This window comes from Helicobacter sp., from assembly GCF_029067145.1.
Lineage (GTDB): Bacteria > Campylobacterota > Campylobacteria > Campylobacterales > Helicobacteraceae > Helicobacter_D.
The window spans coordinates 1-23,156 of sequence record NZ_JAIEFA010000054.1 but is presented as its reverse complement, the minus strand read 5'-3'; the positions used below and the strand labels follow the sequence as shown (position 1 = coordinate 23,156).

General features: G+C 36.7%; 24 protein-coding genes. 17 read left to right on the top strand and 7 right to left on the bottom strand.

The window, feature by feature from the left end; genetic code table 11:
• The 6 genes from rnpA to K2N75_RS05845 are packed head-to-tail and all read left to right on the top strand — an operon-like array spanning nt 1 to nt 5,848.
• The gene (gene rnpA / locus K2N75_RS05870; RefSeq protein WP_297679919.1) at nt 1-336 is read left to right on the top strand and encodes a ribonuclease P protein component; all 336 of its coding nucleotides are present in this window, start codon (nt 1-3) and stop codon (nt 334-336) included.
• On the top strand, nt 330-713 hold the full coding sequence (gene yidD / locus K2N75_RS05865; RefSeq protein WP_297679918.1) for a membrane protein insertion efficiency factor YidD: 384 nt from the start codon (nt 330-332) through the stop codon (nt 711-713). The genes rnpA and yidD overlap by 7 nt, the downstream gene beginning before the upstream one ends.
• Nucleotides 706-2,313, top strand: coding sequence for a membrane protein insertase YidC (gene yidC / locus K2N75_RS05860; protein WP_297679917.1), 1,608 nt, complete (start codon nt 706-708; stop codon nt 2,311-2,313). Before yidD ends, yidC begins: the two co-directional genes overlap by 8 nt.
• 1 nt (nt 2,314) lies before the next feature.
• Nucleotides 2,315-3,196 (top strand): Jag N-terminal domain-containing protein, encoded by an 882-nt coding sequence (locus tag K2N75_RS05855; protein WP_297679916.1) that lies wholly within the window; start codon nt 2,315-2,317, stop codon nt 3,194-3,196.
• Between the two features lie 11 nt (nt 3,197-3,207).
• Complete coding sequence (gene mnmE / locus K2N75_RS05850) at nt 3,208-4,596, top strand: tRNA uridine-5-carboxymethylaminomethyl(34) synthesis GTPase MnmE (protein WP_297679915.1); 1,389 nt, start codon at nt 3,208-3,210, stop codon at nt 4,594-4,596.
• A gap of 37 nt (nt 4,597-4,633) precedes the next feature.
• Nucleotides 4,634-5,848, top strand: a complete 1,215-nt coding sequence (locus K2N75_RS05845) for an HD domain-containing protein (protein WP_297679914.1) — start codon at nt 4,634-4,636, stop codon at nt 5,846-5,848.
• On the opposite strand, the gene K2N75_RS05840 is transcribed toward K2N75_RS05845, so the two are convergent.
• Entirely contained in the window at nt 5,835-6,974 is a 1,140-nt protein-coding gene (locus tag K2N75_RS05840) for a UDP-N-acetylglucosamine--N-acetylmuramyl-(pentapeptide) pyrophosphoryl-undecaprenol N-acetylglucosamine transferase (RefSeq protein ID WP_297679913.1), read from the bottom strand. The two genes, K2N75_RS05845 and K2N75_RS05840, sit on opposite strands and share 14 nt — an antisense overlap.
• A 190-nt stretch (nt 6,975-7,164) precedes the next feature.
• Between K2N75_RS05840 and K2N75_RS05835 the strand changes: the two genes are divergently transcribed.
• Genes K2N75_RS05835 through K2N75_RS05825 form a run of 3 tightly spaced genes read left to right on the top strand, consistent with a single transcriptional unit; the run spans nt 7,165 to nt 8,672 of the window.
• Nucleotides 7,165-7,644 (top strand): acyl-CoA thioesterase, encoded by a 480-nt coding sequence (locus K2N75_RS05835; RefSeq protein ID WP_115552187.1) that lies wholly within the window; start codon nt 7,165-7,167, stop codon nt 7,642-7,644.
• A gap of 31 nt (nt 7,645-7,675) precedes the next feature.
• Nucleotides 7,676-8,200 (top strand): hypothetical protein, encoded by a 525-nt coding sequence (locus K2N75_RS05830; RefSeq protein WP_297679912.1) that lies wholly within the window; start codon nt 7,676-7,678, stop codon nt 8,198-8,200.
• A 4-nt stretch (nt 8,201-8,204) separates the two neighbouring features.
• Nucleotides 8,205-8,672 (top strand): tRNA (cytidine(34)-2'-O)-methyltransferase, encoded by a 468-nt coding sequence (locus K2N75_RS05825; RefSeq protein WP_297679911.1) that lies wholly within the window; start codon nt 8,205-8,207, stop codon nt 8,670-8,672.
• Nucleotides 8,673-8,701: 29 nt separating this feature from the next.
• Here K2N75_RS05825 and K2N75_RS05820 read toward each other — a convergent pair whose 3' ends face one another.
• The 5 genes from K2N75_RS05820 to K2N75_RS05800 all read right to left on the bottom strand — a co-directional run bounded on the left by K2N75_RS05820 (nt 8,702) and on the right by K2N75_RS05800 (nt 13,197).
• The gene (locus K2N75_RS05820) at nt 8,702-9,529 is read right to left on the bottom strand and encodes a PhzF family phenazine biosynthesis isomerase (protein WP_297679910.1); all 828 of its coding nucleotides are present in this window, start codon (nt 9,527-9,529) and stop codon (nt 8,702-8,704) included.
• Between the two features lie 86 nt (nt 9,530-9,615).
• The gene (trmA, locus tag K2N75_RS05815; RefSeq protein WP_297679909.1) at nt 9,616-10,743 is read right to left on the bottom strand and encodes a tRNA (uridine(54)-C5)-methyltransferase TrmA; all 1,128 of its coding nucleotides are present in this window, start codon (nt 10,741-10,743) and stop codon (nt 9,616-9,618) included.
• A 2-nt stretch (nt 10,744-10,745) separates the two neighbouring features.
• Nucleotides 10,746-11,477, bottom strand: coding sequence for a flagellar type III secretion system pore protein FliP (gene fliP, locus K2N75_RS05810; RefSeq protein ID WP_363318433.1), 732 nt, complete (start codon nt 11,475-11,477; stop codon nt 10,746-10,748).
• A gap of 20 nt (nt 11,478-11,497) precedes the next feature.
• Entirely contained in the window at nt 11,498-12,421 is a 924-nt protein-coding gene (locus K2N75_RS05805; RefSeq protein ID WP_297679907.1) for a flagellar motor protein MotB, read from the bottom strand.
• 11 nt (nt 12,422-12,432) lie between these two features.
• On the bottom strand, nt 12,433-13,197 hold the full coding sequence (locus K2N75_RS05800; RefSeq protein WP_115552180.1) for a MotA/TolQ/ExbB proton channel family protein: 765 nt from the start codon (nt 13,195-13,197) through the stop codon (nt 12,433-12,435).
• A 134-nt stretch (nt 13,198-13,331) separates the two neighbouring features.
• On the opposite strand from K2N75_RS05800, the gene glmU reads away from it, so the two are divergent.
• The 7 genes from glmU (at nt 13,332) to K2N75_RS05765 (ending at nt 20,628) form a co-directional block, all read left to right on the top strand.
• Nucleotides 13,332-14,639: a bifunctional UDP-N-acetylglucosamine diphosphorylase/glucosamine-1-phosphate N-acetyltransferase GlmU gene (gene glmU / locus K2N75_RS05795; RefSeq protein WP_297679906.1), complete on the top strand. Its 1,308-nt coding sequence runs from the start codon at nt 13,332-13,334 to the stop codon at nt 14,637-14,639.
• Between the two features lie 36 nt (nt 14,640-14,675).
• The gene (gene thiS / locus K2N75_RS05790) at nt 14,676-14,873 is read left to right on the top strand and encodes a sulfur carrier protein ThiS (protein ID WP_297679905.1); all 198 of its coding nucleotides are present in this window, start codon (nt 14,676-14,678) and stop codon (nt 14,871-14,873) included.
• A 75-nt stretch (nt 14,874-14,948) separates the two neighbouring features.
• Complete coding sequence (gene argC, locus K2N75_RS05785) at nt 14,949-15,959, top strand: N-acetyl-gamma-glutamyl-phosphate reductase (protein ID WP_297679904.1); 1,011 nt, start codon at nt 14,949-14,951, stop codon at nt 15,957-15,959.
• Between the two features lie 14 nt (nt 15,960-15,973).
• Nucleotides 15,974-16,735 carry a metallophosphoesterase gene (locus K2N75_RS05780; protein WP_297679903.1) on the top strand — a complete coding sequence of 254 codons (762 nt, stop codon included), beginning with the start codon at nt 15,974-15,976 and terminating at the stop codon, nt 16,733-16,735.
• A gap of 49 nt (nt 16,736-16,784) precedes the next feature.
• Entirely contained in the window at nt 16,785-17,690 is a 906-nt protein-coding gene (locus tag K2N75_RS05775) for a chemotaxis protein CheV (RefSeq protein ID WP_297679940.1), read from the top strand.
• Nucleotides 17,691-17,722: 32 nt separating this feature from the next.
• Complete coding sequence (locus K2N75_RS05770) at nt 17,723-20,137, top strand: chemotaxis protein CheW (RefSeq protein WP_297679902.1); 2,415 nt, start codon at nt 17,723-17,725, stop codon at nt 20,135-20,137.
• Nucleotides 20,137-20,628 carry a chemotaxis protein CheW gene (locus tag K2N75_RS05765; RefSeq protein WP_115550614.1) on the top strand — a complete coding sequence of 164 codons (492 nt, stop codon included), beginning with the start codon at nt 20,137-20,139 and terminating at the stop codon, nt 20,626-20,628. Before K2N75_RS05770 ends, K2N75_RS05765 begins: the two co-directional genes overlap by 1 nt.
• Before the next feature lie 129 nt (nt 20,629-20,757).
• Here the strand turns inward: K2N75_RS05765 and K2N75_RS05760 are convergent, their stop codons facing one another.
• Nucleotides 20,758-21,642, bottom strand: coding sequence for an NAD(P)H-dependent glycerol-3-phosphate dehydrogenase (locus tag K2N75_RS05760; protein ID WP_297679901.1), 885 nt, complete (start codon nt 21,640-21,642; stop codon nt 20,758-20,760).
• 122 nt (nt 21,643-21,764) lie between these two features.
• Here K2N75_RS05760 and fliI point away from each other — a divergent pair, with 122 nt between their 5' ends.
• Nucleotides 21,765-23,063, top strand: a complete 1,299-nt coding sequence (gene fliI, locus K2N75_RS05755) for a flagellar protein export ATPase FliI (protein ID WP_297679900.1) — start codon at nt 21,765-21,767, stop codon at nt 23,061-23,063.
• The last annotated feature ends 93 nt before the right edge of the window (nt 23,064-23,156 follow it).

Below are 23,156 nucleotides of genomic sequence, written 5' to 3'. Positions count from 1 at the left end.
TTGGTAACTTTAAACACAAAAAAAGACTTTGATAGTGTTTATAAGAGCCAAAAAAAATGGCATAACTCTTACTTCATCTTGTTTTTTAAAGAAAATCAACAGAGGGCAGAGAAACGGATTGGGTTTTCAGTTTCCAAAAAGATAGGAAATGCAGTTTGTAGAAATCTTGTTAAACGTCGTTTGAGAAATATTTATAGGGATTCTATGTCAAGCTTGAAAAATGGGGATATGATTTTGCTAGCAAAAGTTGGTTTAGAAAAAGCAGAATACAAAATTTTACAAGATAGTTATAAATATGCTTTAATGCGGCTAAATTTGGTAGCTCAAAAATGTTGAAACAATTTTGTGTGAAGACAATTTCTTTTTATCAGTCTTTTATTTCCCCAAGTTTGGGTATGACTTGTCGCTATTATCCAAGTTGTTCAGAGTATTCCAAACAGATTTTTATATTCCAAAATCCCTTTATAGCTCTTTGGAAGACACTAGTAAGGGTAATTTCTTGCAATCAGTTTTTTAAAGGCGGCATTGCTTATCCGCAAGTTTCTTTAAAGATAGAATCGCATTTTGGTAGCCCTAATCTTGTCCAGTATTGGCTCATTCCTAATACAATTCAAAAATACAATCCTAAAAATATTCCTAATGGACTTTTGCCAAATCTACAAACTCAAAAAGTTTATATCATCAAAAATTATTCAAAGGTTTCCCGTGTTTGATAAAATAGACAATTTAAGCTCTCAAACTAGAATTTTGATTGCGGTGCTTTTAGCACTTGCTTTTTTCGTGCCATATAGTTATTTTTATAAGCCCCAAACAAATGAAAACAATGCAACGCAAACAACGACGAGAGAAATGCAAAATGTCGCTCCAATCCAACAAGCGGATTCTGATAAAGTTATGCAAGATACCGCTAAAGTATCTACTTCAAATCACACAACGCTTGCAACCATAGAATCTGAAAATTTTACCTATAAAATTGACAGATTGGGCAGAATCGCAGAAGTCGCCTTGAAAGAAAAAAAATACCAAAAGGATTCTGCTCCTTTAGTGCTTTTTCCAGAGGATATAGCCAATCCTAACAATCCAAAAATTTTAGAAATTCGTTTTTCGGATTCTTTATTGAATCAAAAAGCCTTTAATGTCCCATATAGTGCGAATCTTAACACTTTGGAAATCAAAGATAAGCCACAATCTATTACTTTGATTCAAGAATTAGGAGAGGTTAAGGTTGAAAAAATACTAACTTTTTATCCCAATGGATATTATGAAGCAAAAATTAAGATTCCACAAAGTTACACTTATTTTGTATCCCCCGGTATGCGTCCAAGTGTGGAAAACGATTCCTATGTTTTTAAAGGCGTCATCGTAAAAGAATCCGACAATACGATTACAACGATTGAGGACGGCGATGCGCAAGGGCAAAGCAATTATGCAAATGCAAGCATTCTTGCGGCAGTAGATCGTTATTACGCAACTTTAATTTTTAGCAAGAGTAACAATCTTAATGCTACGATTTTGAGCAATCCAAGTGAGAATCCTATGCCATTTGTTAGCGCAAAAGGTGAATTACAATTAGAGGGTTACATTGGTCCAAAAGATTATCGTTTGCTTGAGGCTATTGACCCAAATTTAACCGATGTTGTAGAATATGGAATCATAACCTTTTTTGCCAAGCCGCTTTTTTTATTGCTTGATAAGCTCTATAATTTATGTGGAAATTGGGGGTGGGCAATTATTTTGCTAACGCTGATTGTTAGGGTAGTGCTTTATCCTTTAACTTATAAGGGTATGGTGTCTATGCAAAAGCTAAAAGACCTTGCGCCAAAAATGAAAGAATTGCAACAAAAATACAAAGGCGAACCACAAAAGCTTCAAGCGCATATGATGGAACTTTATAAAAAGCACGGAGCGAATCCTATGGGTGGTTGTTTGCCTCTCCTTTTGCAAATGCCCGTGTTTTTCGCAATCTATCGTGTTTTGTTCAATGCAATTGAGCTTAAAGGCGCAGCTTGGCTATTATGGATTAATGACCTTTCTGTAATGGACCCTTACTTTATCTTACCGATTCTAATGGGTGGCACAATGTATCTCCAACAGCATTTAACACCTACAGCCTTTAATGACCCAATGCAGGAAAAAATCTTTAAATTTTTGCCCCTAATCTTTACGATTTTCTTTGTAACATTCCCTTCAGGGCTTGTATTGTATTGGTTTGTGAATAATATTTTCTCTATCATTCAGCAGTTGCTTATCAATAAGGCATTGGAGCGCAAAAAAGCGCGTGAGATTGCCGAGCATAAACATAAAGATGATTAAAATGAAAAAGATAGAAGCAGAGACTTTAGAAAGTGCGTTGATTATCGCATCAAATGATTTTGAATGTTCTGTTGTGGATTTAGAATATGAGATTATCCAAAATCCCTCTAAAGGTTTTTTGGGGATTGGTAAGAAACTTGCAATCATTTGCGCCCAGCCGAAGTCTCTATCTGCTTTAAAAGAAAAGAGTGATTCTATTTCTAAAAAATCTCCTTTTGTTTCTGATATGGAAAATCAAGAGAATTTATCCCAAAAAGAACAAAATCAAAAAGAAAACGAATCCCTTTGGACAAATGTGCAGATGCATAAAGCACAATCCCAACCTTTATTAAGAGAAGAGGAAAAAATCCAAGATTCTCATTTGTATTTTGCTAGCAAAGTTTCAAGTCATAAAGAGATTAAAAATAGAGAAACGATAGATTTGCAAGTGATTGCAAAAGAAGTGCAAGTGGAATTAAAAAAACTTTTGAGTTTATTGCCTTACCGATTGAGTGAAGTTTTTGTTGAACCTTATGATGAAAATACGCTTTATATCAAAATTGATGGTGAGGATTCTGCTTTGCTTATTGGCAAAGAGGGTTATCGCTACAAGGCAATTTCTTATTTGATTTTTAATTGGGTAAATCACGTTTATGGGTTAATGATTCGTCTTGAGATTGCAGAATTTTTGCGTAATCAAGAAGAAATGATTGCAAATTATTTGTTGCCTACGATTGAAAATATTAAAACTTATGGTAAAGCGCAGACAAAGCCGCTTGATGGTGTTCTAGCTCATATTGCATTAAAACAATTGCGTGAGCAATTCCCGGATAAATATGTTTCTTTCCGATTGAACAATGAGGGAGAACGTTATATTATTATTAATGATTTTCATCATACCTAAAAAGTATGGATATGCTTGACGAGGACACGATTATTGCTCCTGCTACAACTTATGGCAAATCTTCTTTAAATGTTTTGCGCCTAAGTGGCAAAGATTCCTTGAATATCGCGGCAAAACTTGCCAAAACAACCCCAGAAAATCTTATGGCTTCTCTGCCTGTGCGTTATGCAAAATTAACTAAAATTTATTTTGACAATAATGATTTATTAGACGAATGTATTTTGCTTTATTTTAAAGCACCCCATAGTTATACCACACAAGATGTGGTGGAGTTTCAATGCCACGGAGGAAGTTTTATCGCACAAAATATTTTACAAGAATGTTTGCGATATGGTGCGCGTTTGGCAAATCCGGGAGAATTTACAAAACGCGCGTTTTTAGGAGGGCGCATTGATTTATCTCAAGCACAGGCAGTTGCCAAACTCATAGAATCTCAAAGTGCAGCAGCGCATAAAATGCTGATGCGGCATTTAAAGGGAGAAATGCAAGACTTTTGCGAAAATTTGCGTACAGATTTGATTAGCTTACTTGCGCATAGTGAAGTGTTTATAGATTATGCAGAGGAGGAATTGCCTAAAGACTTGCTGCAAAACCTAGAAAACAAACTCCATACGACTTTAAAAACCTTGCACAATCTTTTGGAACAATCCACTGCTAAACGCGCATTATTTGAGGGCTATAAGTTGTGCATTATTGGGAAACCTAATGTAGGAAAAAGCTCACTTTTGAATGCGCTTTTACATAGCAATCGTGCTATTGTAAGTGAAATAGCAGGCACAACGAGAGATAGTATTGAAGAAAACTTTATGCTAGGGGGGCATTTGTTGCGCTTGATTGACACAGCCGGGATTCATCAGACTAAAAACAAGATAGAATCCGAAGGAATCAAAAGAAGCTTGGAGCGAGCAAGTGAGAGTGATTTGCTTATTGCCTTGTTTGATGGCTCTTCTGCGATGACGCAAGAGGATTTACAAGTCCTAGAATTATTAAAAACCTATCAATCAAGCAAAAAAATCTTTGTCGTCGTGAATAAGGCGGATTTGGAGTGTAAGCTTGATTGGACGCTTTTACAGAGTTTTAATCCTATAAAACTTTGTTTAAAAGGGGATTTGTATTCGGAGGATTCTTTGTTGAGTTGTTTTAAAAAGCAATTAGAATCTTTGTTGGATTCAAAGGAGGAATCGCAGTCTTTGCTTTTGACTTCTGAATATCAATTTCAAGCAGTGCAGACTTGCATTAATGCTTTGAAAGAATCTTTTTTACCTTTGCAAAATGGCGAATTAGAAATTTTTAGTTTTCATCTTAATGAAGCTTTAAAAGCGATTGCTTCTATTACGCAGCCTTATGAATATTCTCAAATGTTAGATGTGATGTTTGGAGATTTTTGTCTTGGCAAATGATAATATTTGCGCAGATTTCAAGTGATTGGAAAGAAATATGGGGAATCTAAAGAAACCACGATTAGGATTTGAACTTTTACACAAAATTTTTGTCGCGGCAAACATTCGCCGTTGGAACGACCAAGCAACACCGGTAGAGTTTTTGGAGCTTGATAAGCAAGCGCACAAAATTGTTATTGCCTATTTGCTTGCACATTTTGAACAATTAGAAAATCAACGCACGATTGATTTTGAGCGATTGATTTTGCAATTTTGTTATGAATTTTTTGAACGCATTATTTTAACAGACATCAAGCCACCTGTTTTTCATAAATTAGTCAAACACCACAACAAGGCACTTGTGGATTTTGTCTGTGTGCAGTTGGAGGAGAATTTAAGGGGATTTGGATTTTTGGAATCTATGCAAGAATATCTTTACGGAGGGGTGGATAATATTGAAAAAGAGATTCTAAAAGCTTCTCATTACTATGCTTCTAAATGGGAGTTTGATATTATTTATCATTTCAACCCAAAGATGTATGATGTGCAAAATATTAAAAATGCCCTAGATAAGCAAGTTCATGAGTATTATCATCTTGCGGGTGTGCGACAAATAATGTATGAGGAATTGCGTGAAATTGTGGATATGTTTGGGCAGCTCCGATTCCAAAAACGTTGGAGTCAAACCCCCCGCGTGCCTTGCACTTCCGTGCTTGGACACACTCTTGTTGTTGCGCTTTGTGCTTATCTTTTGGGTTATGATTTAGGATTCTCTAGGGAAATGCAGATTCAGCATTTTCTTTGCGGATTATTCCACGATTTGCCAGAAATCTTAACACGTGATATTATTTCTCCTATTAAGAAAAATGTGGAGGGTTTGGACGAATTTATTAAACAAATTGAAGAAGAGGCTGTGCGGGAAAAGATTTTGAATATCGTTCCAGATTCTATTGCGCAAGAGATTGTGTATTATACACAAAACGAATTTAGTAATCGCTATAAAAAGAATCATCAAGTTATTTTTAGCACGCGCAAAGGGGAGGAGTTTTTGCAAGAGATTCAGCAAGATTCTATCCATCAACCGATTTTTGGTGAATTTTTAAAGTATTGCGACCATTTGAGTGCCTTTTTGGAGGCAAAGATTTCTATTGAACACGGAATCAAAAGCAAGGAATTGATAGATGGTGCAAAAAATTTAGAATACCTTTATAATAGCAAATCCCTTAATGGCATAGATTTGGGGTATTTGTTTAGAGAGTTTAAGGATTCTTAGACTTGAGTTTTGCCACGATACAATCGCTCATTTGTTTGAGGGCTTGTGCTGAACATTCTTTTTGTAAATCTTGACTAATCTGCGCAATTTTATCTTTCTTTAGAAGCTCCAAGCTATCCCACAAAACTTCGCAAAACAAATCTTGCTCTAAGCATAAGAATCCAAGCCCCTTTTCCTCTAAGAATTTTGCATTATAATATTGATGATTACCCGCTGCATAAGGATAAGGGACGAAGAGTGCGGGCAAACCATTCGCGCATAATTCCCACAAAGAGCTAGCGCCCGCGCGGCAAATTGCAAAATCGCATTTTTTGAAAATCTCTGGCATTTGTGTGCTGAATCCAAAAAGCACAACATCTACATTTTCTAAATCCTCTAATGCGCCGATTTGTATCTTTTGGGATTCTATATTATTTAAGGATTCTACATTTTCTTTTAAAATCCCAATCTTTAAATTGAGATTGAGGTATTCTTGAAGTACGCGCGTGAATTCTGCTTTACCACATTGGTGGTAAATGCGCAATCCTTTTTGTTTTATATCTTCTGCGAGAGCTAGCGCAAAGTTGTTGATGGCTCTAGCTCCTTGAGAACCCCCCATAAAAAGCAGATTCTTTATGTTTTTGCGCACTCTTGCGTGCGTGAAAAATGTTTGATTAATTGGATAATATCTTAAAGGCGAGGAGGGTAAATAAGAGGAAAAAAATATTTTTGCATAGGGTTTTAGGATTCTGTTAAGCTTTCCGATTTGTGCATTTTGTTCGTGGATAAAGAGTGGAATCCCAAGCAAAATCGCTCCAAATGCTGTGGGTGCAGCGGAATATCCCCCCACAGACAAGACAAAGTCAATCTGTTTTTCCTTTCTTAAGATTCCAATCGCATTTTGGAGTGCTTTGGCTTGCTGCCATAAGGATTGGAGTTTTTTGAATCCTTTTTGATTGACGACACCAGAAGTTTGCAAGAAAAATTTTTTGCTCAAGCGAGAATCGGATTCAAAATATGCCTTGTCTTGACCATTAAGAGAGCCAACAAAAAGACATTCAAAGCCCTGTTTGTGGAATTCTTCTAAAAATGCCCTCGCGACACTCAAGTGTCCTCCTGTTCCGCCTCCTGTAATGATTACTTTCATCTTAAAATCCTCTAAAATCAAAAAATATCCAAATTGTAACATAGCTTCACACTTTTAGCGTATCGTTTGATAAAATGTGTATAAAATGATAAAAATTGGATAAAAAGTTAAATTTTTTTGATACTTTTTATTTAAAATTTGCAAAAAAATGTTAAGATAAACGTAATTTAAATTTTTAGGAGAGTTTATAATGGATAATATGGAAAACGTCTTTGACATCAAGTCTCTTACAATGTCTGTCTTAATGACTCCAGCGGTTGCGAATTTCAAGGGTAGGGTGCATGGAGGAGATTTGCTTAAACTCCTTGACCAAGTGGCTTATGCTTGTGCTTCGCGCTATTGTGGGAAATATGTCGTAACCTTGTCGGTTGATAGCGTAACCTTTAAATATCCAATTGAAGTGGGAAGTCTTGTAACCTTTTTGGCTTCCGTAAATTATACAGGCACAAGCTCACTTGAAGTGGGCATTAAGGTGATTGCTGAAGACATTCACAAGCGCACCGTTATGCATACAAATAGTGCTTATTTTACGATGGTATGTGTAGATGAAAATGGCAAACCTGTCAAAGCTCCGCCACTAGAGCCAAAAACTGAAGCAGAGAAAAAACGTTTTGAGAAAGCTTTGAATCGTAAAAAAGCGCGCATAGAGCTTGCTAAAAAAGGTTCTTAATATGTTATAATTTCTCTTTTTTGGAGAGAAAATGCAAGATTTCGTTGCGAAAAAACAAGAAGATTTGGCAAATGAGAAAGAATGCAATAAATCAGAAAAGCAAAAATCTGAAGCAATTTGCGCAATTCGCATAGGGATTATTAAATACCACTTGAGTAAATTTTGCAAAACCAATGCGTCCGCACTCGCATTGATTTTTAAGGCTTTGATTAAGGGAGAGACAATTTATTCTAAAGTGCAGTTTTTGCAAGATTGTAGTAAGGGTGGTTTGCTATGTCAAAAATCAAAAGATTCTGATGAATTAGAAAACAAAGAAAACACTCATCAAGAAACTGCGCAAAAAGAATCCCAAAGTGCGAGAATGTATCATAAGCAAGAATCCCCTTTGCCCAAAACACGCAATGTGGAATCTCCCTTGAAAAAACCTACTAAAACGGCAAGTCATTCCGAAAGTATCCCCCATAAAACAGCCCAAAAAGATTCTAAGGATTCTACGCATACAGAATCGCAAGAGCAAAATTCTCCTCCAACTTCTCCATTGAATATTGAGGGATAAAAATATGCGTTTTCATATTGTTTTGCACGAGCCGCGCATTCCACAAAACACAGGGAATATTGGACGCCTTTGTTTTGCGAGTGATTCTGTATTGCACTTGATTTATCCGCTTGGCTTTACTCTTTCGCAAAAAGAACTCAAGCGAGCCGGAATGGATTATTGGAAAGATTTGGAAGTCTATGAATGGGCAAACACAGAAGAGTTTTGGGATTCTGCATTGTTGCCAATTCCGCATTTTTATTTGACAACTAAGGCAAAATGTCCTTATTATCAAGCACCTTTGGGCGGTGGTGCGTATTTGCATTTTGGACGCGAAGACGCGGGAATAAAAGAGGAAATTTTAAAGGCAAATCAAGAATTTTGCTACACGATTCCAATGCAGAATAATGCGCGTAGTTTAAACCTTGCAACAAGCGTTGGAATCGTATTATATGAGGGGATAAGGCAGAGAGATACGAGGGGTAATTTTTAAGTTTTTTAGAGGCGTTGTGCTTGGTAAAATTAAATGTAAATTTCTGTCTTAAAGCAAACAACTGCTTGTCCCGTGATTTGCACTAAAATAGGCTTTCCATTTTGAATCTCTATATTCACACGCATTCCACCTATTCTTTTGATAGCTTCTCCTTGTAGAATCTCAAAGGAGAGATTGTTTGGGGTTTCTAGATGTTTTGCGATTCCATAATGAACCAAATAAGCACCCAAAGCTCCATTGGCATTTCCTGTAACCTGGTCTTCTGCAATACCAACTGCGGGGGAAAACATTCTCCCGCGCACAAATGGAATCTCACCCAAATGAAGCGTGAAAATGTAGAATCCATTGCAAGAAATCTCCGCGCTAATGGAGCTTAAAGCCTCTAAATTTGGCTTTAGGGCGTTTAGCTGCTCACTTTCTCTAATGCCAATCATAACCTTTGAATGTCCTGTGGAGGCAATTGCAATTGGGCAATCTTCTCTAATGTCTTGAGGTTGGATTCCTGAGCTATTAATGATTTTACTTGCAATGGACGCATTAAGCGGTTTTTCTATCTGTGGTGTTCCTTGCGTCATTGTAATGCTAAAATCATTGTTTTCTTGTGCAATATCCACAGGCAGAATCCCTGCTTTTGTCTTTTGCAAAACTTTTCCTATTTTTCCCTGTTCTAAGGCTCTAATGTAGTGCGCAGCAATCGTTGCGTGTCCGCAGATGGGAACTTCTTTTGTAGGAGTAAAGAATCGCACTTCTATATCATAATGACTAGCGGTAGGGGAGAGGATAAAGGCTGTTTCTGAATTGTTTAATTCTCGCGCAATTTGCTGCATTTGTGTTTCACTTAAGCCATCAGCATTCAAAACAACACCCGCAGGATTTCCATAAAATTTACTTTTAGGAATCTACCTGATAAACACGATAAGCTTTCATTTTCTTACCTTACTGATTAGGATTTACTCTTTAAAATCACGCCAGATTCTAAATGGTGCGTATGGGGAAATTGGTCAAAAAAGGCGGTGTGCAGAATCGTATGTGTTTGTGTGAGAATCTCTAAATCTTTTTTGAGGCTTACAGGATTGCACGAGATATAAATAATTGTTTGGAATCTCTGCAAAAAATAACAAATTTCTGCTCCTAAACCAGCACGTGGTGGGTCAATCAATACTGCACCAAAATAGAAAGAATCCAAAGGAATTTCTCTTAAGCGATGAAATTTTCGCACATTATTTAGGGCTTCTTTGCATTCCTCTCCGCTTAAGCGAACGAAATGGATATTTGAAATTTGATTGATTTGTGTTGCAAATTGTGCCGCTTGGATAGAGGTTTTGGAGATTTCAGTGGCAAGCACTTTGCGAAATTTTTGTGCAAGCGGAATCGTAAAGTTACCGCAACCACAATACATTTCTAGCAAATCTTGCGTCTTAGAGTCCTCCAAATGTCGCAAAATCCAAGTAATCATTTGTGTGTTGATAAGAGGATTAGGCTGCGTGAAAGCTCCTTCAAAATAGCGATAGAGATAGGTTTTATCAAGGATTCTTAAGGATTCTATTAAATAATCCTTGCCCACAACCCATTTTACGCCTTTGGAGCGTCCTATGAGATGAATTTCAAGATTTAGGGCAAGTTGCAGCTTTTGGCGTAAATTTTCTGCTTCTTTTTTCCAAGATTCTGTTAAATTTCTGTGATAAATCAAGGTTAAAAGAATCGCATTGGTTTGAGAGGAGAGAATCTCTAAACTAAAAAGACGGGTTGTAAAATCATAAAATTCAGCTGTATTGAGCAAATCTTTTAAAATAAATAAGGTTTGCTGAATCTTTGGAAGTAAATTGGGACAATTTTCTATAAGAACAAAGCGGGATTCTTTCTTGTCTGTCGGATTCAAGCGACGCATTGCAAAATGGATTTTGTTGTCAAGATGATAGATTCCAATCTCTGCGCGCGCCCTAAAACCTGAATCTTGACTGCTGAAAATCTCAAAGTTGCTTAGGTTTAATAAAAGGCTTGCTTGCGTTGTTTTGGATTCTAAACTTACTTCTGTGCAACCACCACAAAGTCCAAGATATTTACAAGCCATTGCTACCGAAAACTTTGCACTAGATTCATTGTCAGCAAGTTGAAGCCATCTACTAGAATGAAAACAAGAATCTTAAAGGGCAATGAAATCATTGTGGGAGGCAACATCATCATTCCCATTGCCATAAGAATGGAGCTGATGACCATATCAATAACTAAAAAGGGCAAATAAAGTAGGAATCCAATTTGAAAGGCGGTTTTCATTTCGCTAATAATAAAAGCGGGCAAGGCAATGCTTAGTGGCACATCTTGCGCACTTTGCGGGTTTTCAATATTACGAATGCGATAAAATAATGCTAAATCTTTGGGGCGCGTGTTTCGAATCATAAAATCTTTAAAAGGTTGAGAAGCACGCAAAAAGGCTTCATCATAGGGAATCTCTTTGGCAATATAAGGGGCTATGCCCTGATTGTAACCCTCTTTGGCGACGGGTTCCATAATAAAAAATGTTAAAATTAAGGCAAAGGAAACTAATAATTGTGTGGGTGGGGATTGTTGTGTTCCCATTGCAGTGCGCAAAAAAGCAAGCACAACAAGGATTCTAGCAAAGCTTGTTGCCATTAGGATTAAAGAAGGTGCTAAAACAAGTAGAGTTAAAACAACAACAATATTGAGTGTTGTAACCAAATCACCGGGTTCTGTGGGTGCGGTGAGTGTTAAATCCACGGTTGGAATTGTGGGGCTTTGAGGTAATTGCGGCGGTGCTGCAAAAAGCGAGAGCGCACTAAAAAGCAAAAGAAATAAGAATCGCCCCACTAAGACTTCCTTGTTAAAAATGCCAAAGCATAAGGATTCGTGTTAAATTGTTGTGATTGAATCGTGCTATTTTGTGGAATTTCATTTTCTTGCGTGTTGGATTCTTGGTTTGGCGCAATTTCTTGGATATTTTTTTCTTGGATAATATTTTGTTGAATCGTTCTGTCCAAGATATTTTGTGTCTTATGCAAAAGTTTATCATCAGGATAAAACCTAAACTCTACGCGTCTGTTGCTTGAACGATTCTCTTCGCTTGTGTTTGGCACAACAAAATTACTTGCCCCATTTCCAAGAGAAGTAAGTTTTTTGGGATTGACTTTGTTTTCTATCAAGATTTTAGAGACGCTTAATGCTCTAAGTGCGCTTAAACCCATATCGTCTTTGTATTTCGTTGTAGGAGTGATGGGGGAATTATCGGTATAGCCAATCACATCTGCGTGCAAATTAGCGGGCATTTTTTGCAAAATCAATGCAAGCCTTTTAAGGAATAGAACCTCCTCTTCGTTGTGGAGTGTTGTTGCGCCTTTTTCAAATAGCAATTTACCGCTAAAGCGCAAAATAAAGCCCTCGCTCCCATCATCTACGATATTAGAGGGTCCCAAAGAGACGCGAACATTTTCCTTGAAATCCAAAATCTCACTTTCAATTTTTTTGACTTCTTCCGCACTTTCTGGTTCTGTTGTCATATCGGCTTGTTGTTGGATTCTCGTATTGTCTGGCTCAGTTTTGATTCCTCCGCTTAACAAGGACATTGCACCTTTCATACTTCCTTCTGCTTCTGTGAGTTTTTTAGCATCAAAAGTTACCATAGAAAGAATCAAAATAAAAAATGTTAGAATCAATGTAACCATATCCCCATAAGTTCCAAGCCAAAGCGGCAGAACTTGAGGACAATCACAAGGCGGACAACGAGTTTTTCCCATTTATTTAGTCTTTATTCAAATTGACTAACGCGTTGATTTGGCGGCAAGAATGTCAGCAATTTTGCTTCAAGTGCGCGCGGGTTATCACCCGCTTGAATAGACATAATCCCTTCAATGATTAAAAGTTTAACCAATGCTTCATCTGCTGCGCGCACTTTTAGAATATTTGCAATCGGTGAGCCTACAACATTTCCAACAAATGAGCCATAAAATGTAGTCAGCAAGGCAACCGCCATCGCAGGTCCAATGGAAGCAGGGTCAGACATATTTAAAAGCATCGCAACAAGTCCGATAAGCGTTCCAAGCATTCCATAAGAACCCGCAAACGCTGCCCAAGTATCAAAAATACCTGCATTATCTTTATGTCTTTCAAGTGTTCTGTCCATATCGGTTTCTAGCAAATCCCGAATACTATCAGGCTCTGCACCGTCAATTGCCATATTTAATCCACGTTTCAAAAATTCATTTTCTTCTTGGTTGGATTGTTGTTCTAAAGATAGGATTCCATCGCGTCTTGCTTGTGTGGAATAATCTACAAGTTTTTTGATGAGTCCCGGGACATCAAAAGTTTGAGGTTTAAAAGCAATCATAAAGTAAGTGAAAAACTTTTTCATACTTTCCATTTTGTAGGCAATCAATAAGCTTGTGATAGAGCCTCCAACGGTGATGAGAATAGAGGGAACATCAAGGTAGGGTGCAATCCCTACACCAAGTGCCATTGCTGTGCCTAAAAGTATAAGTGATAACGAAATTCCTGCAACTGACCCTAAATCCATATTTGCGCTTCCTTACAAAATTTAGAAAATTAAACCTTAAGAAAATAATTTTTATTTGATTTTAAAATATAAATTTTAAACTTTATTGTGTTAAAATTTGTTTAAATTATCTTTAAAAGTGGAATCTTTAGCTTATGAATAAAAACTCCTTATCCATTGTGATTTTGGCGGCTGGTAAAGGCACGCGTATGAAGTCTAATACCCCTAAAGTCTTGCATAAAATTTGTGGGCGTGAAATGCTATTTTATAGTATCAAAGAATCTTTGAAGTTAAGTGATGATGTTTGTGTAATTTTGGGTTTTGAAGCAGAGTTAATTAAAGAAAAAATGCAAGAATATTTTGGAGATAAAATTCACTTTTTATATCAGGATTTGGTAGATTTTCCAGGAACAGGCGGTGCGCTTAAAAATTATATACCAAAATATAAGAAAGTTTTGGTTTTAAATGGTGATATGCCTTTAGTGCAAGCAGAGGAATTAGTAAAATTTACGCACTTGGATTCTGATATTATAATGAGTGTGCTTGACTTGCCCAATACAAATGGTTATGGACGCGTTGTTATCCGCGAGAATCAAGTGCAAGAAATCATAGAGGAAAAAGACGCAAGCGCAGAAATTTTAGCACTTCACACATTAAATGCAGGGGTTTATTGTTTTAACCGCGAAATTTTAGAATCTTATCTGCCACATTTGGATAATAATAATGCGCAAAAAGAATATTATTTGACAGATATTATCGCACTTGCAAGGAGGGATTCTGTAACGATTATGCCCTTATTTGTGGAGATTACAAATTTTAAAGGCGTAAATGATAAATTAGACCTTGCAAGAGCGGAAGAAATTTTGGGTGAGCGTATCAAGGAATCTTGGATGAAAAAAGGTGTTTTGATGTGTTTGCCTAATACAATTTATATTGAAGAGGGTGTGGAATTTGTTGGCGAATGTGTGGTAGAAAATGGTGTTCGCATTTGTGGAGATTCTAAAATCATCAATTCTCATATTAAAGCACAAAGTATTATAGAATCTAGCATTATAGAATCTAGCGATGTGGGACCTTTGGCGCATTTGCGTCCTCAGAGCGTGATAAAAAATACGCATATTGGAAACTTTGTAGAAGTGAAAAAATCCCAATTAGAGAGCGTCAAAGCGGGACATTTAAGTTATATTGGAGATAGCGAAATAGGAAGCGGGACAAATATTGGCGCGGGCTTTATTACTTGTAATTACGATGGCAAGGGTAAGCATAAAACAATAATTGGAAAAAATGTATTTATTGGGAGTGATTCGCAAGCAGTAGCACCTGTGGTGATTGAAGACGATTGTCTCATCGGTGCTGGAAGCACGATAAGGCGGAATCTCAAGAAAGGCGAATTTTTTGTTACGCGTGGAGAGGAAGTGAGCAAAGTGGAATTCTTTTATAAATTTTTCAATAAAAAATCATAAAATTACAAATTCAATTATTTTTTAAAGAAGTGGAAAATGCAAATCAAACTTAATGGAAATATTATCCATACGGAATCCAAAAATATTTTGGAATTGTTGCAAGAATACAAAATAGAATCCAAAAGTGTGGCTGTTGCGATTAATCTTGAAATCGTCAAACAAGAGAAGTGGGATTCCTTTATTCTAAAAGAAAATGATATTATAGAATGTCTTACCTTTATGGGCGGTGGATAAAGAATCTAGCATTGTGAGCTTCAGAAGTAAGAATATTTTAAAGTGGATAAAATCAGTTAAATTAAAAGGGAAAAAATGAAAATTAAAACTTCCATTGTTGGAGTCAGTGGCTATACGGGACTGGAGCTTGTAAAACTTTTAATTCACCACCCTGTATTTGAACTAAATGCAGTTTATGCTAGCGAAAATCATCAAGAATTATCTGCTTTGCATTCTTGCTTGAAAGATGTGGTAAAGTTGCCTGTATCGGAAGCAAACTTGGCACAAATTGCACAAGAAAGTGAATTGGTTTTTCTTGCCTTGCCACATCAAAAGGCAATGGAATATGTGAAAGGGCTTTATGATAAGGGTGTTAAGATTGTAGATTTATCGGCGGATTATCGTTTGAGTTTAGAAAAATATGAGGAGAATTATTGTACGCATTTGGATAAAGAGAATCTGAAAAATGCAGTTTATGGGTTACCCGAATATAATCGCTCACAAATTACCAAAACAAGCTTGGTTGCTAATCCAGGCTGTTACCCCACAGCCTCTTTGCTGGCGATTCTGCCTTTTATTTCTTATTTGGATTTGAATCATACACTATATATTGATGCAAAAAGTGGAGTAAGTGGAGCGGGAAAAAAGTTAGCGCAAACCTCTCATTTTGTAACGATTAATGAGAATCTTTTTGCGTATTCTCCTATCAATCATCGCCATTCTGCTGAAATTAATGAGCAATTAAAAAAGCTTGGTAAAGAGAATCTAAAGGCACTTTTTGTTCCACATTTGATTCCGCTTACACGCGGTATGCTAGTGTCTGTTTATGCGCGTTTAAAAGAGCCGATAGAGGCATTAGAGGTTTTGCAAACTAAATACAATAATGAACCATTCGTTCGTGTTAGAGCGACTTGCTCTCAAATTAAAAATGTCGCTGGCACACATTTTTGCGATATTTTTGCTAAAACCGATGGCTTAGATCTATTTATTACTTCAAGTATCGACAATCTCTTGCGCGGTGCAAGCTCCCAAGCACTTGCGAATGCTAATTTAATGTTTGGATTAGAAGAATCCTTAGGATTACCACAAATTGCATATGCTCCTTAGTATTTAAAATCAAAATGGCACAAGAGGATTTCAACATTCAAGAAGGAGCAATTTTTATTGCTGATTCACACCATCATAGCCTTTACCAAAATACTTTGGATTCCGTGTTTCAAGAGCTTTTGCAATTTTCTAGTCGGCAGATTTTTCTTATGGGAGATATTTTTGATTTTCTAGTTGGTAGTGTTCAGCAAACTTTGAAAGATAATCAAAAAACGCTTGAATTGTTAGAGCAGTTGTCTTTCAAGCACGAAATTTATTATTTTGAAGGGAATCACGATTTTTTATTATCACAAATTCCTTATTTTAAAAATATTCGTTATTTTCCATTGAATGCCCAACCTGTTTGTTTTGACTTTGGAGAAAAGAAAGCTTATTTGGCACACGGAGATATATTTTTGAATTGGCATTACACATTTTATACCAAAATGATTCGCCAACATTTTTTTATTAAATTTTTAGATTTTTTTTCTTTTTTTCTGTATCCTCAAATCTTGCATTATTTACAAAACAAAAAGAAGCAAAAACAAAGGACAAAAAATATAAATAAATCACTTATTGATAGCGATAAATTAGCACTTTTACGCGTTAATAAATATAAAAAAAACTTAAATATTTCAAACGATTCTTATATTATAGAAGGGCATTTTCATTGGGGTAAAAATGTAAAATTTCATCAAATGAATTACATAGGGCTACCTTTTTTTGCTTGTAAAAAAAAGTATTTTGTTGTAGAATATACAAATTATTGTTTATCCTTAATTGAAAAGGAGTTATGAGGTGTCAAACTTTGAACGTGATGATACTCTAAAAGTTGGAACCAACGAAATGGAGTTGGTAGATTTTAGAATTCATAAACTTGAAAAAGGTAAATTGTATGAGGGGATTTACGGAATTAATGTTGCAAAAGTTAATGAAATAATTCGCTTGCCAGAACTTACAGAGTTGCCGGGAGTGCCTGACTATATAGAGGGAATCTTTGATTTGCGAGGGGTTGTTATACCTGTGATTAACCTTGCAAAATGGATGAATGTTGAAGTTCCTAAGAATAAAAAAATTAAACCACGCGTGATTATTGCGGAATTTAATAATATTATGATAGGCTTTATTGTGCATGAGGCAAAACGAATTCGTAGAATTAATTGGAAAGACATTGAGCCAGCACATTTTAGTTCTTCTATAGAAGCTAATATGGATAAAAGTAAAATTACTGGCGTTACAAGGATTGAGGGAGACCAAGTCTTGTTGGTTTTGGATTTAGAAAGCATTGTCCAAGATTTAGGATTCTATCATCCTGAAATGAGTGCAGAACGTTCATATAATAAATTTAGTGGATTAGCCCTTGTGCTTGATGATAGTGCGATTGCTAGAAAAATCTTAAAAGAGTTTTTAGAGAAAATGGGCTTTGATGTAGCAGAAGCAAGCAATGGAGAAGCGGGACTTCAAAAGCTTGATAAACTTTATGAAAATTATGGAGATAATCTAATCTCTCAACTTAAGATTATCATTTCTGATATTGAAATGCCTCAAATGGACGGATTCCACTTTGCGGCTAAAGTGAAAGAAGACCCAAGATTTGCTAAGATTCCGATTGTTTTTAGCTCTTCTATTAGCGATAAGTTTAGCGAGAGTAGAGGTAAAGAGGCAGGTGCGGAATCTTATCTTGTGAAATTTGATGGAAATAAATTTCACGATGAAATTACAAGAATTGTCAATAAATACAGCAGCAATTAGCGTAAATTTTATTTTTAAGGAAAGGTATAATTATGGATGAAATGCAAGAAATACTAGAGGATTTTCTAATTGAAGCGTTTGAAATGGTTGAGCAACTTGACCAAGATTTGGTAGAATTAGAAAATAACCCTGACGATTTAGACCTATTAAATAGAATCTTTAGGGTAGCTCACACCATTAAGGGTTCCGGTTCATTTTTGAATTTCTCAGTGCTAACACATTTAACACATCATATGGAAGATGTATTAAACAAAGCAAGACATGGTGAATTAGCGATTACTCCAGATATTATGGATGTAGTTTTGGAATCTATTGACTTTATGAAAAAACTATTAAATGCAATTAGAGACACAGGAACAGACGCTAATACAGGTTTAGATGGAGATATTGCAGGTGTAGTTGAGAGATTAGATGCAATTTCAAAAGGTGAAACTCCACAAGCTGCGCCAGCTCCTGCAGAAGCACCTGCGGCAGAACCAGCAGCTGCAGCACCAGAACCAGCCGCAGATGAGCCAGAGCCAGACTATGCCAATATGTCTCCTGAAGAAGTAGAAAAAGAAATTGAGAGATTGCTTAATAAACGACAAGAAGAGGATAAGAAAAAACGTGAAGAAAAACGTGCGAAAGGTGAATTAGATGATGTGCAGGCTCCAGGAGAAGTTGGAGAAGCAGCTGCTCCTGCCGCTCCTAAACCAGCACCTGCAGCCACACCCAAACCTGCAGCCGCGGCTGCGCCAAAGCCAGCTCCTGCTAAACCAGCCGCAAAACCACGTTCAGGAGGCGAGGAAAGCAAAGCGCCAGCTACTGCTATGGAACAAACAATTCGTGTAGATGTTAAGCGTCTTGATAGTTTAATGAATCTAATTGGTGAGCTTGTTCTTGGTAAAAACCGCTTGATTAAAATCTACAATGATGTGGAAGAACGTTATGAGGGAGAAAAATTCTTAGAAGAGCTTAACCAAGTTGTTGCGAGTGTGTCTATGGTAACTACAGATATTCAACTTGCAGTTATGAAAACAAGAATGTTGCCAATTGGTAGGGTGTTTAATAAATTCCCTCGTATGGTGCGTGACCTCTCAAGAGACCTTGGTAAAGAAATAGATTTGGTTATCAGTGGAGAGGAAACAGAGCTTGATAAGTCTATCGTAGAGGAAATCGGCGACCCATTAGTGCATTTGATTAGAAACGCGTGTGACCACGGTGTGGAATCTAAAGAGGACAGAGCCGCAGCAGGCAAGCCAGAGAAAGGAACAGTTGAGCTTAAAGCTTATAATGAGGGGAATCATATTGTTGTAGAGATTAAAGACGATGGTAAGGGAATGGATCCCGATGTGTTGCGTTCTAAAGCCGTAGAAAAGGGTCTTATCAGTGAGCGCGAAGCGGATTCTATGACAGATAAAGAAGCTTATGGATTAATTTTTAGAGCAGGATTTTCAACTGCTAAAGTCGTTACCAATGTAAGTGGACGCGGAGTTGGAATGGACGTCGTTAAGACTAATATTGAAAAACTTAATGGTATTATTGATGTAGAGAGTGTTCATGGTGAAGGCACTACTTTGAAGCTTAAAATTCCTCTTACTTTGGCAATTATTCAATCTTTGCTTGTTGGTGTGCAAGAAGAATTTTATGCGATTCCACTTGCTTCAGTTATTGAGACAGTTAGAATCTCGCAAGATGAAATTTACACAGTGGAAAACAAAAGTGTTTTACGCTTAAGAAATGAAGTATTGCCACTTGTGCGTTTAGCAGATATTTTTGGTGTGGATTCTGTTTTTGATGATTCAGAACAAGCCTATGTTGTCGTGATTGGTTTGGCGGAAAATAAAATTGGTATTATCGTAGATTTTCTTATCGGACAAGAAGAGGTTGTTATCAAATCTTTAGGTTCTTATTTGAAAGGAACTGAAGGAATCGCAGGTGCAACAATTCGTGGCGATGGTAGAGTAACATTGATTGTGGATATTGCAGCAATGATGCAAATGGCAAAACAAGTTAAAGTCAGCATTAATAAGCTCAAAGAAGAAAGCGATACAAAACGTGAAAAAACTTCTCCAAGTGATTATCAAGTCTTAATTGTAGATGATTCTATGACAGATAGAGCAATAATGAAAAAATCTCTAAAACCACTAGGCATCACTTTAACAGAAGCGACAAATGGTGTTGAGGCATTAGATATTATTAAAAATGGCGATAAACATTTTGATGCTGTTTTGATTGATATTGAAATGCCGAAAATGGACGGCTACACACTAGCAGCAGAGATTCGTAAATATGCTAAGTTTAAAAATTTACCGCTTATGGCAGTTACAAGCCGAACTAGTAAAACCGATAGAATGCGTGGTGTAGAATCAGGAATGACAGAGTATATTACGAAACCTTATTCACCAGAATATTTGATGAATGTTGTCAAACGAAATATTAACCTAACTGTGGAGGTAACAGAATAATGAGTAATCAATTACAAGATGTTTTACAAAAACAACAAGAACAAAAAAAGCCACCTGTCGAGACAGAAAATGTCATTCAGCTTGTTGCCTTTGTGGTTGGTTCAGAAGAATATGCAGTGCCAATTTTGAGTATTCAAGAGATTATTAAACCCTTAGAATATACAAGAGTGCCCGGAGTGCCTAATTATGTTCTTGGTGTGTTTAATATGCGTGGATGGGTTGTTCCATTAATTAACTTGCGCCTAAAATTTGGCTTACCTTACGAAAAACCAACAGAAGATACACGTTATATTGTGATTCGTAATCAAGAAGAACGTGCTGGATTCGTTATTGACCGCTTAACAGAGGCAGTGCGAATCAGAGAATCTGATATTGACCCAACACCAGAGACAATCAGTCAAGATGAAAGCTTGATTTATGGTGTCGGAAAAAGAGACGATAGAATCATTACTATTTTGCGTCCAGAAGAACTTTTGAAGCGCACTTTCTAAATTCGCCCTTTTTAGGGCTTTGATAGATTTGCACTCCATTTTTTTTGAGTGCATTTGGCTCTTTTGTAATTTGCTATTTTTTTAAATCTTTCAATTTTTTTATTAAATTTTTTATTTATTCTCGTATTTTTAGCTTTTCATTAAATCATTCAAGCTTTGTTTTGGACTTTTGCCATCCATAATTAATGCGACTTCTTGGGCGATAGGTGTGTAGATTCCATATTTTTGGCTCATTAAGTAAATTTCTTTAGAAGTTTTTACTCCTTCTGCTACTTCCCCAATCTCTTCTAAGACAGCCATTAGAGATTTACCCGATGCTAATCCGATTCCAACACGAAAATTGCGTGAGAGCATTGAGTTAGCAGTTAAAAATAAATCTCCCGCACCAGATAAGCCTAAAAATGTAGAATCTTGAGCTCCAAAATATTCTCCAAAACGTGTCATTTCTACAAGTCCTCGTGCCACAAGTGAAGCACGCGCATTGTTTCCGAGTTTCATTCCTTCACAGATTCCACTTGCAATCGCGATGACATTTTTGTAAGCTCCCCCAATTTCACCTCCTATGACATCATTGCACGCATAGGGCTTGATAAAATTCGGGAACAATTGTAACCATTCTTTGGCATAACAAATTTCTTTGGAATGGATATTTAATGCGCAGGGAAGCGAATCTTGCACTTCTTTGGCAAAGCTTGGTCCAGCCAAGAAGCAAAGTTTGCTTTGAGGATAAAAAGATTCAAAAATCTCACTTACGAATTGTCCTTGTGCGATTCCTTTGGAGGCAACTAGAATTTTAGAGTTTGCTGGTAAGGGTGAGGTTGCAAGCCAAGAATGTAAAGCGGAACTCGCAATCGCAACAATAAAAAATTCACTTTCTTGTGCGGCTTGTGATGAAATTTGCGATTCTATTCCTAAATTTTTACGCGAAACAATGGAGCAATGATTTGTTTTGCTAAAGGCGAGATGTAGGGCTCTCCCCCAAGCTCCACCGCCAAATACACTGATTTTTGGCATTTTTATCCTTTAAAGTAAAACTAAAACAAAAGAAAACGAATTTTGATTCTTTGAAGTTATAATTTTAGTAAAAATATATTAAAATTTCACTTCGTTGAAATCAAAATAAAAGAGCCCTAATAATGTCCCTACAAAATCTAAAAGAGCGTTTAAATGGTCTAAATCTGTCTCCCGCATTTGGTTTAATTGTTAAAGTAGAACAGGGATTTTTATCAGCAGATGGGTTGATTCCGCATATTGGTGATATTGTGCGAATTGTAGGTGAAGACAATAGTGCAATGGGTATGGTTACAGCATTAGAAAAAGATAATTTTAAAATCACCCCTTTTTCTTTTATTGAAGGTATGAAAGTGGGAGATAAGGTTTATCTAAACACGCGCGGATTACAGATTCCTATCGGTCCTGAATTGCTTGGAAGAGTGATTAATCCGTTAGGAGAACCCATAGATGGCAAGGGGATTTTAAAGGCAGAAGGTGCAATGCCCATTATTCGTCCCCCTATTGCAGCAATGCGGCGTGGTATGATTAATGAAGTGTTTAGTGTGGGTGTGAAAAGTATTGATGGATTATTGACTTGTGGTAAGGGGCAAAAACTAGGAATCTTTGCGGGAAGTGGGGTTGGAAAATCTACTCTTATGGGAATGATTGTGCGTGGTGCAACTGCAAAGATTAAAGTGATTGCGCTTATTGGAGAACGTGGGAGAGAAGTGCCGGAGTTTGTGGAGAAAAATTTAGGGGGAGATTTGACAAACACGGTGCTTATAGTCGCTACGAGTGATGATTCGCCTTTGATGAGAAAATATGGTGCGTTTGCCGCAATGAGTGTTGCAGAATATTTTAAAGCAAAAGGTGAAGATGTTTTATTTATTATGGATTCTGTAACGCGTTTTGCGATGGCACAAAGAGAAATTGGGCTTGCGCTTGGTGAGCCACCAACAAGCAAGGGCTATCCACCCTCTGTTTTAACGCTTTTGCCTCAATTAATGGAAAGAGCAGGCAAGGAGGAAGGACACGGCTCTATTACGGCATATTTTACGGTATTGGTGGAAGGTGATGATATGAGCGACCCGATTGCAGACCAAAGTAGAAGTATTTTAGACGGACATATTGTATTAGACCGCTCTTTGACGGATTTTGGAATCTATCCCCCGATTAATATTTTAAATTCTGCTTCAAGGTTAATGGGTGATGTAGCAACTGGAGAGCATATAGAGGCAGCAAGGAAGTTTCGTCGCTTATATTCTGCTATCAAAGAAAATGAAGTGTTAATTAGAATTGGAGCTTATCAGGCAGGAAGTGATAAGGATTTGGATGAAGCCATAGCTAAAAAAGAGAAAATGGAAGAATATTTAAAGCAAAGTTACAATGAGGCAATTAGCTATGAAGAGAGCGTGCAACAATTAATAGAAATTATGCAATAAGACTCTCTCAAACGAAAGTAACTAAAAGATTAAGTAAAAAAATATTTAACTAAAAGAATCGTAAAAGTTTTTATTTTTCTAAGTTATTTATTG

Bases quoted from the DNA above. Each gene is read 5' to 3' on its own strand.
- yidD (WP_297679918.1), top strand. From the start codon at position 330: ATGTTGAAACAATTTTGTGTGAAGACAATTTCTTTTTATCAGTCTTTT.
- K2N75_RS05855 (WP_297679916.1), top strand. From the start codon at position 2,315: ATGAAAAAGATAGAAGCAGAGACTTTAGAAAGTGCGTTGATTATCGCA.
- mnmE (WP_297679915.1), top strand. From the start codon at position 3,208: ATGCTTGACGAGGACACGATTATTGCTCCTGCTACAACTTATGGCAAA.
- K2N75_RS05845 (WP_297679914.1), top strand. From the start codon at position 4,634: ATGGGGAATCTAAAGAAACCACGATTAGGATTTGAACTTTTACACAAA.
- K2N75_RS05840 (WP_297679913.1), bottom strand. From the start codon at position 6,974: ATGAAAGTAATCATTACAGGAGGCGGAACAGGAGGACACTTGAGTGTC.
- K2N75_RS05835 (WP_115552187.1), top strand. From the start codon at position 7,165: ATGGATAATATGGAAAACGTCTTTGACATCAAGTCTCTTACAATGTCT.
- K2N75_RS05830 (WP_297679912.1), top strand. From the start codon at position 7,676: ATGCAAGATTTCGTTGCGAAAAAACAAGAAGATTTGGCAAATGAGAAA.
- K2N75_RS05825 (WP_297679911.1), top strand. From the start codon at position 8,205: ATGCGTTTTCATATTGTTTTGCACGAGCCGCGCATTCCACAAAACACA.
- trmA (WP_297679909.1), bottom strand. From the start codon at position 10,743: ATGGCTTGTAAATATCTTGGACTTTGTGGTGGTTGCACAGAAGTAAGT.
- K2N75_RS05805 (WP_297679907.1), bottom strand. From the start codon at position 12,421: ATGGGAAAAACTCGTTGTCCGCCTTGTGATTGTCCTCAAGTTCTGCCG.
- K2N75_RS05800 (WP_115552180.1), bottom strand. From the start codon at position 13,197: ATGGATTTAGGGTCAGTTGCAGGAATTTCGTTATCACTTATACTTTTA.
- glmU (WP_297679906.1), top strand. From the start codon at position 13,332: ATGAATAAAAACTCCTTATCCATTGTGATTTTGGCGGCTGGTAAAGGC.
- thiS (WP_297679905.1), top strand. From the start codon at position 14,676: ATGCAAATCAAACTTAATGGAAATATTATCCATACGGAATCCAAAAAT.
- argC (WP_297679904.1), top strand. From the start codon at position 14,949: ATGAAAATTAAAACTTCCATTGTTGGAGTCAGTGGCTATACGGGACTG.
- K2N75_RS05780 (WP_297679903.1), top strand. From the start codon at position 15,974: ATGGCACAAGAGGATTTCAACATTCAAGAAGGAGCAATTTTTATTGCT.
- K2N75_RS05775 (WP_297679940.1), top strand. From the start codon at position 16,785: ATGGAGTTGGTAGATTTTAGAATTCATAAACTTGAAAAAGGTAAATTG.
- K2N75_RS05770 (WP_297679902.1), top strand. From the start codon at position 17,723: ATGGATGAAATGCAAGAAATACTAGAGGATTTTCTAATTGAAGCGTTT.
- K2N75_RS05765 (WP_115550614.1), top strand. From the start codon at position 20,137: ATGAGTAATCAATTACAAGATGTTTTACAAAAACAACAAGAACAAAAA.
- K2N75_RS05760 (WP_297679901.1), bottom strand. From the start codon at position 21,642: ATGCCAAAAATCAGTGTATTTGGCGGTGGAGCTTGGGGGAGAGCCCTA.
- fliI (WP_297679900.1), top strand. From the start codon at position 21,765: ATGTCCCTACAAAATCTAAAAGAGCGTTTAAATGGTCTAAATCTGTCT.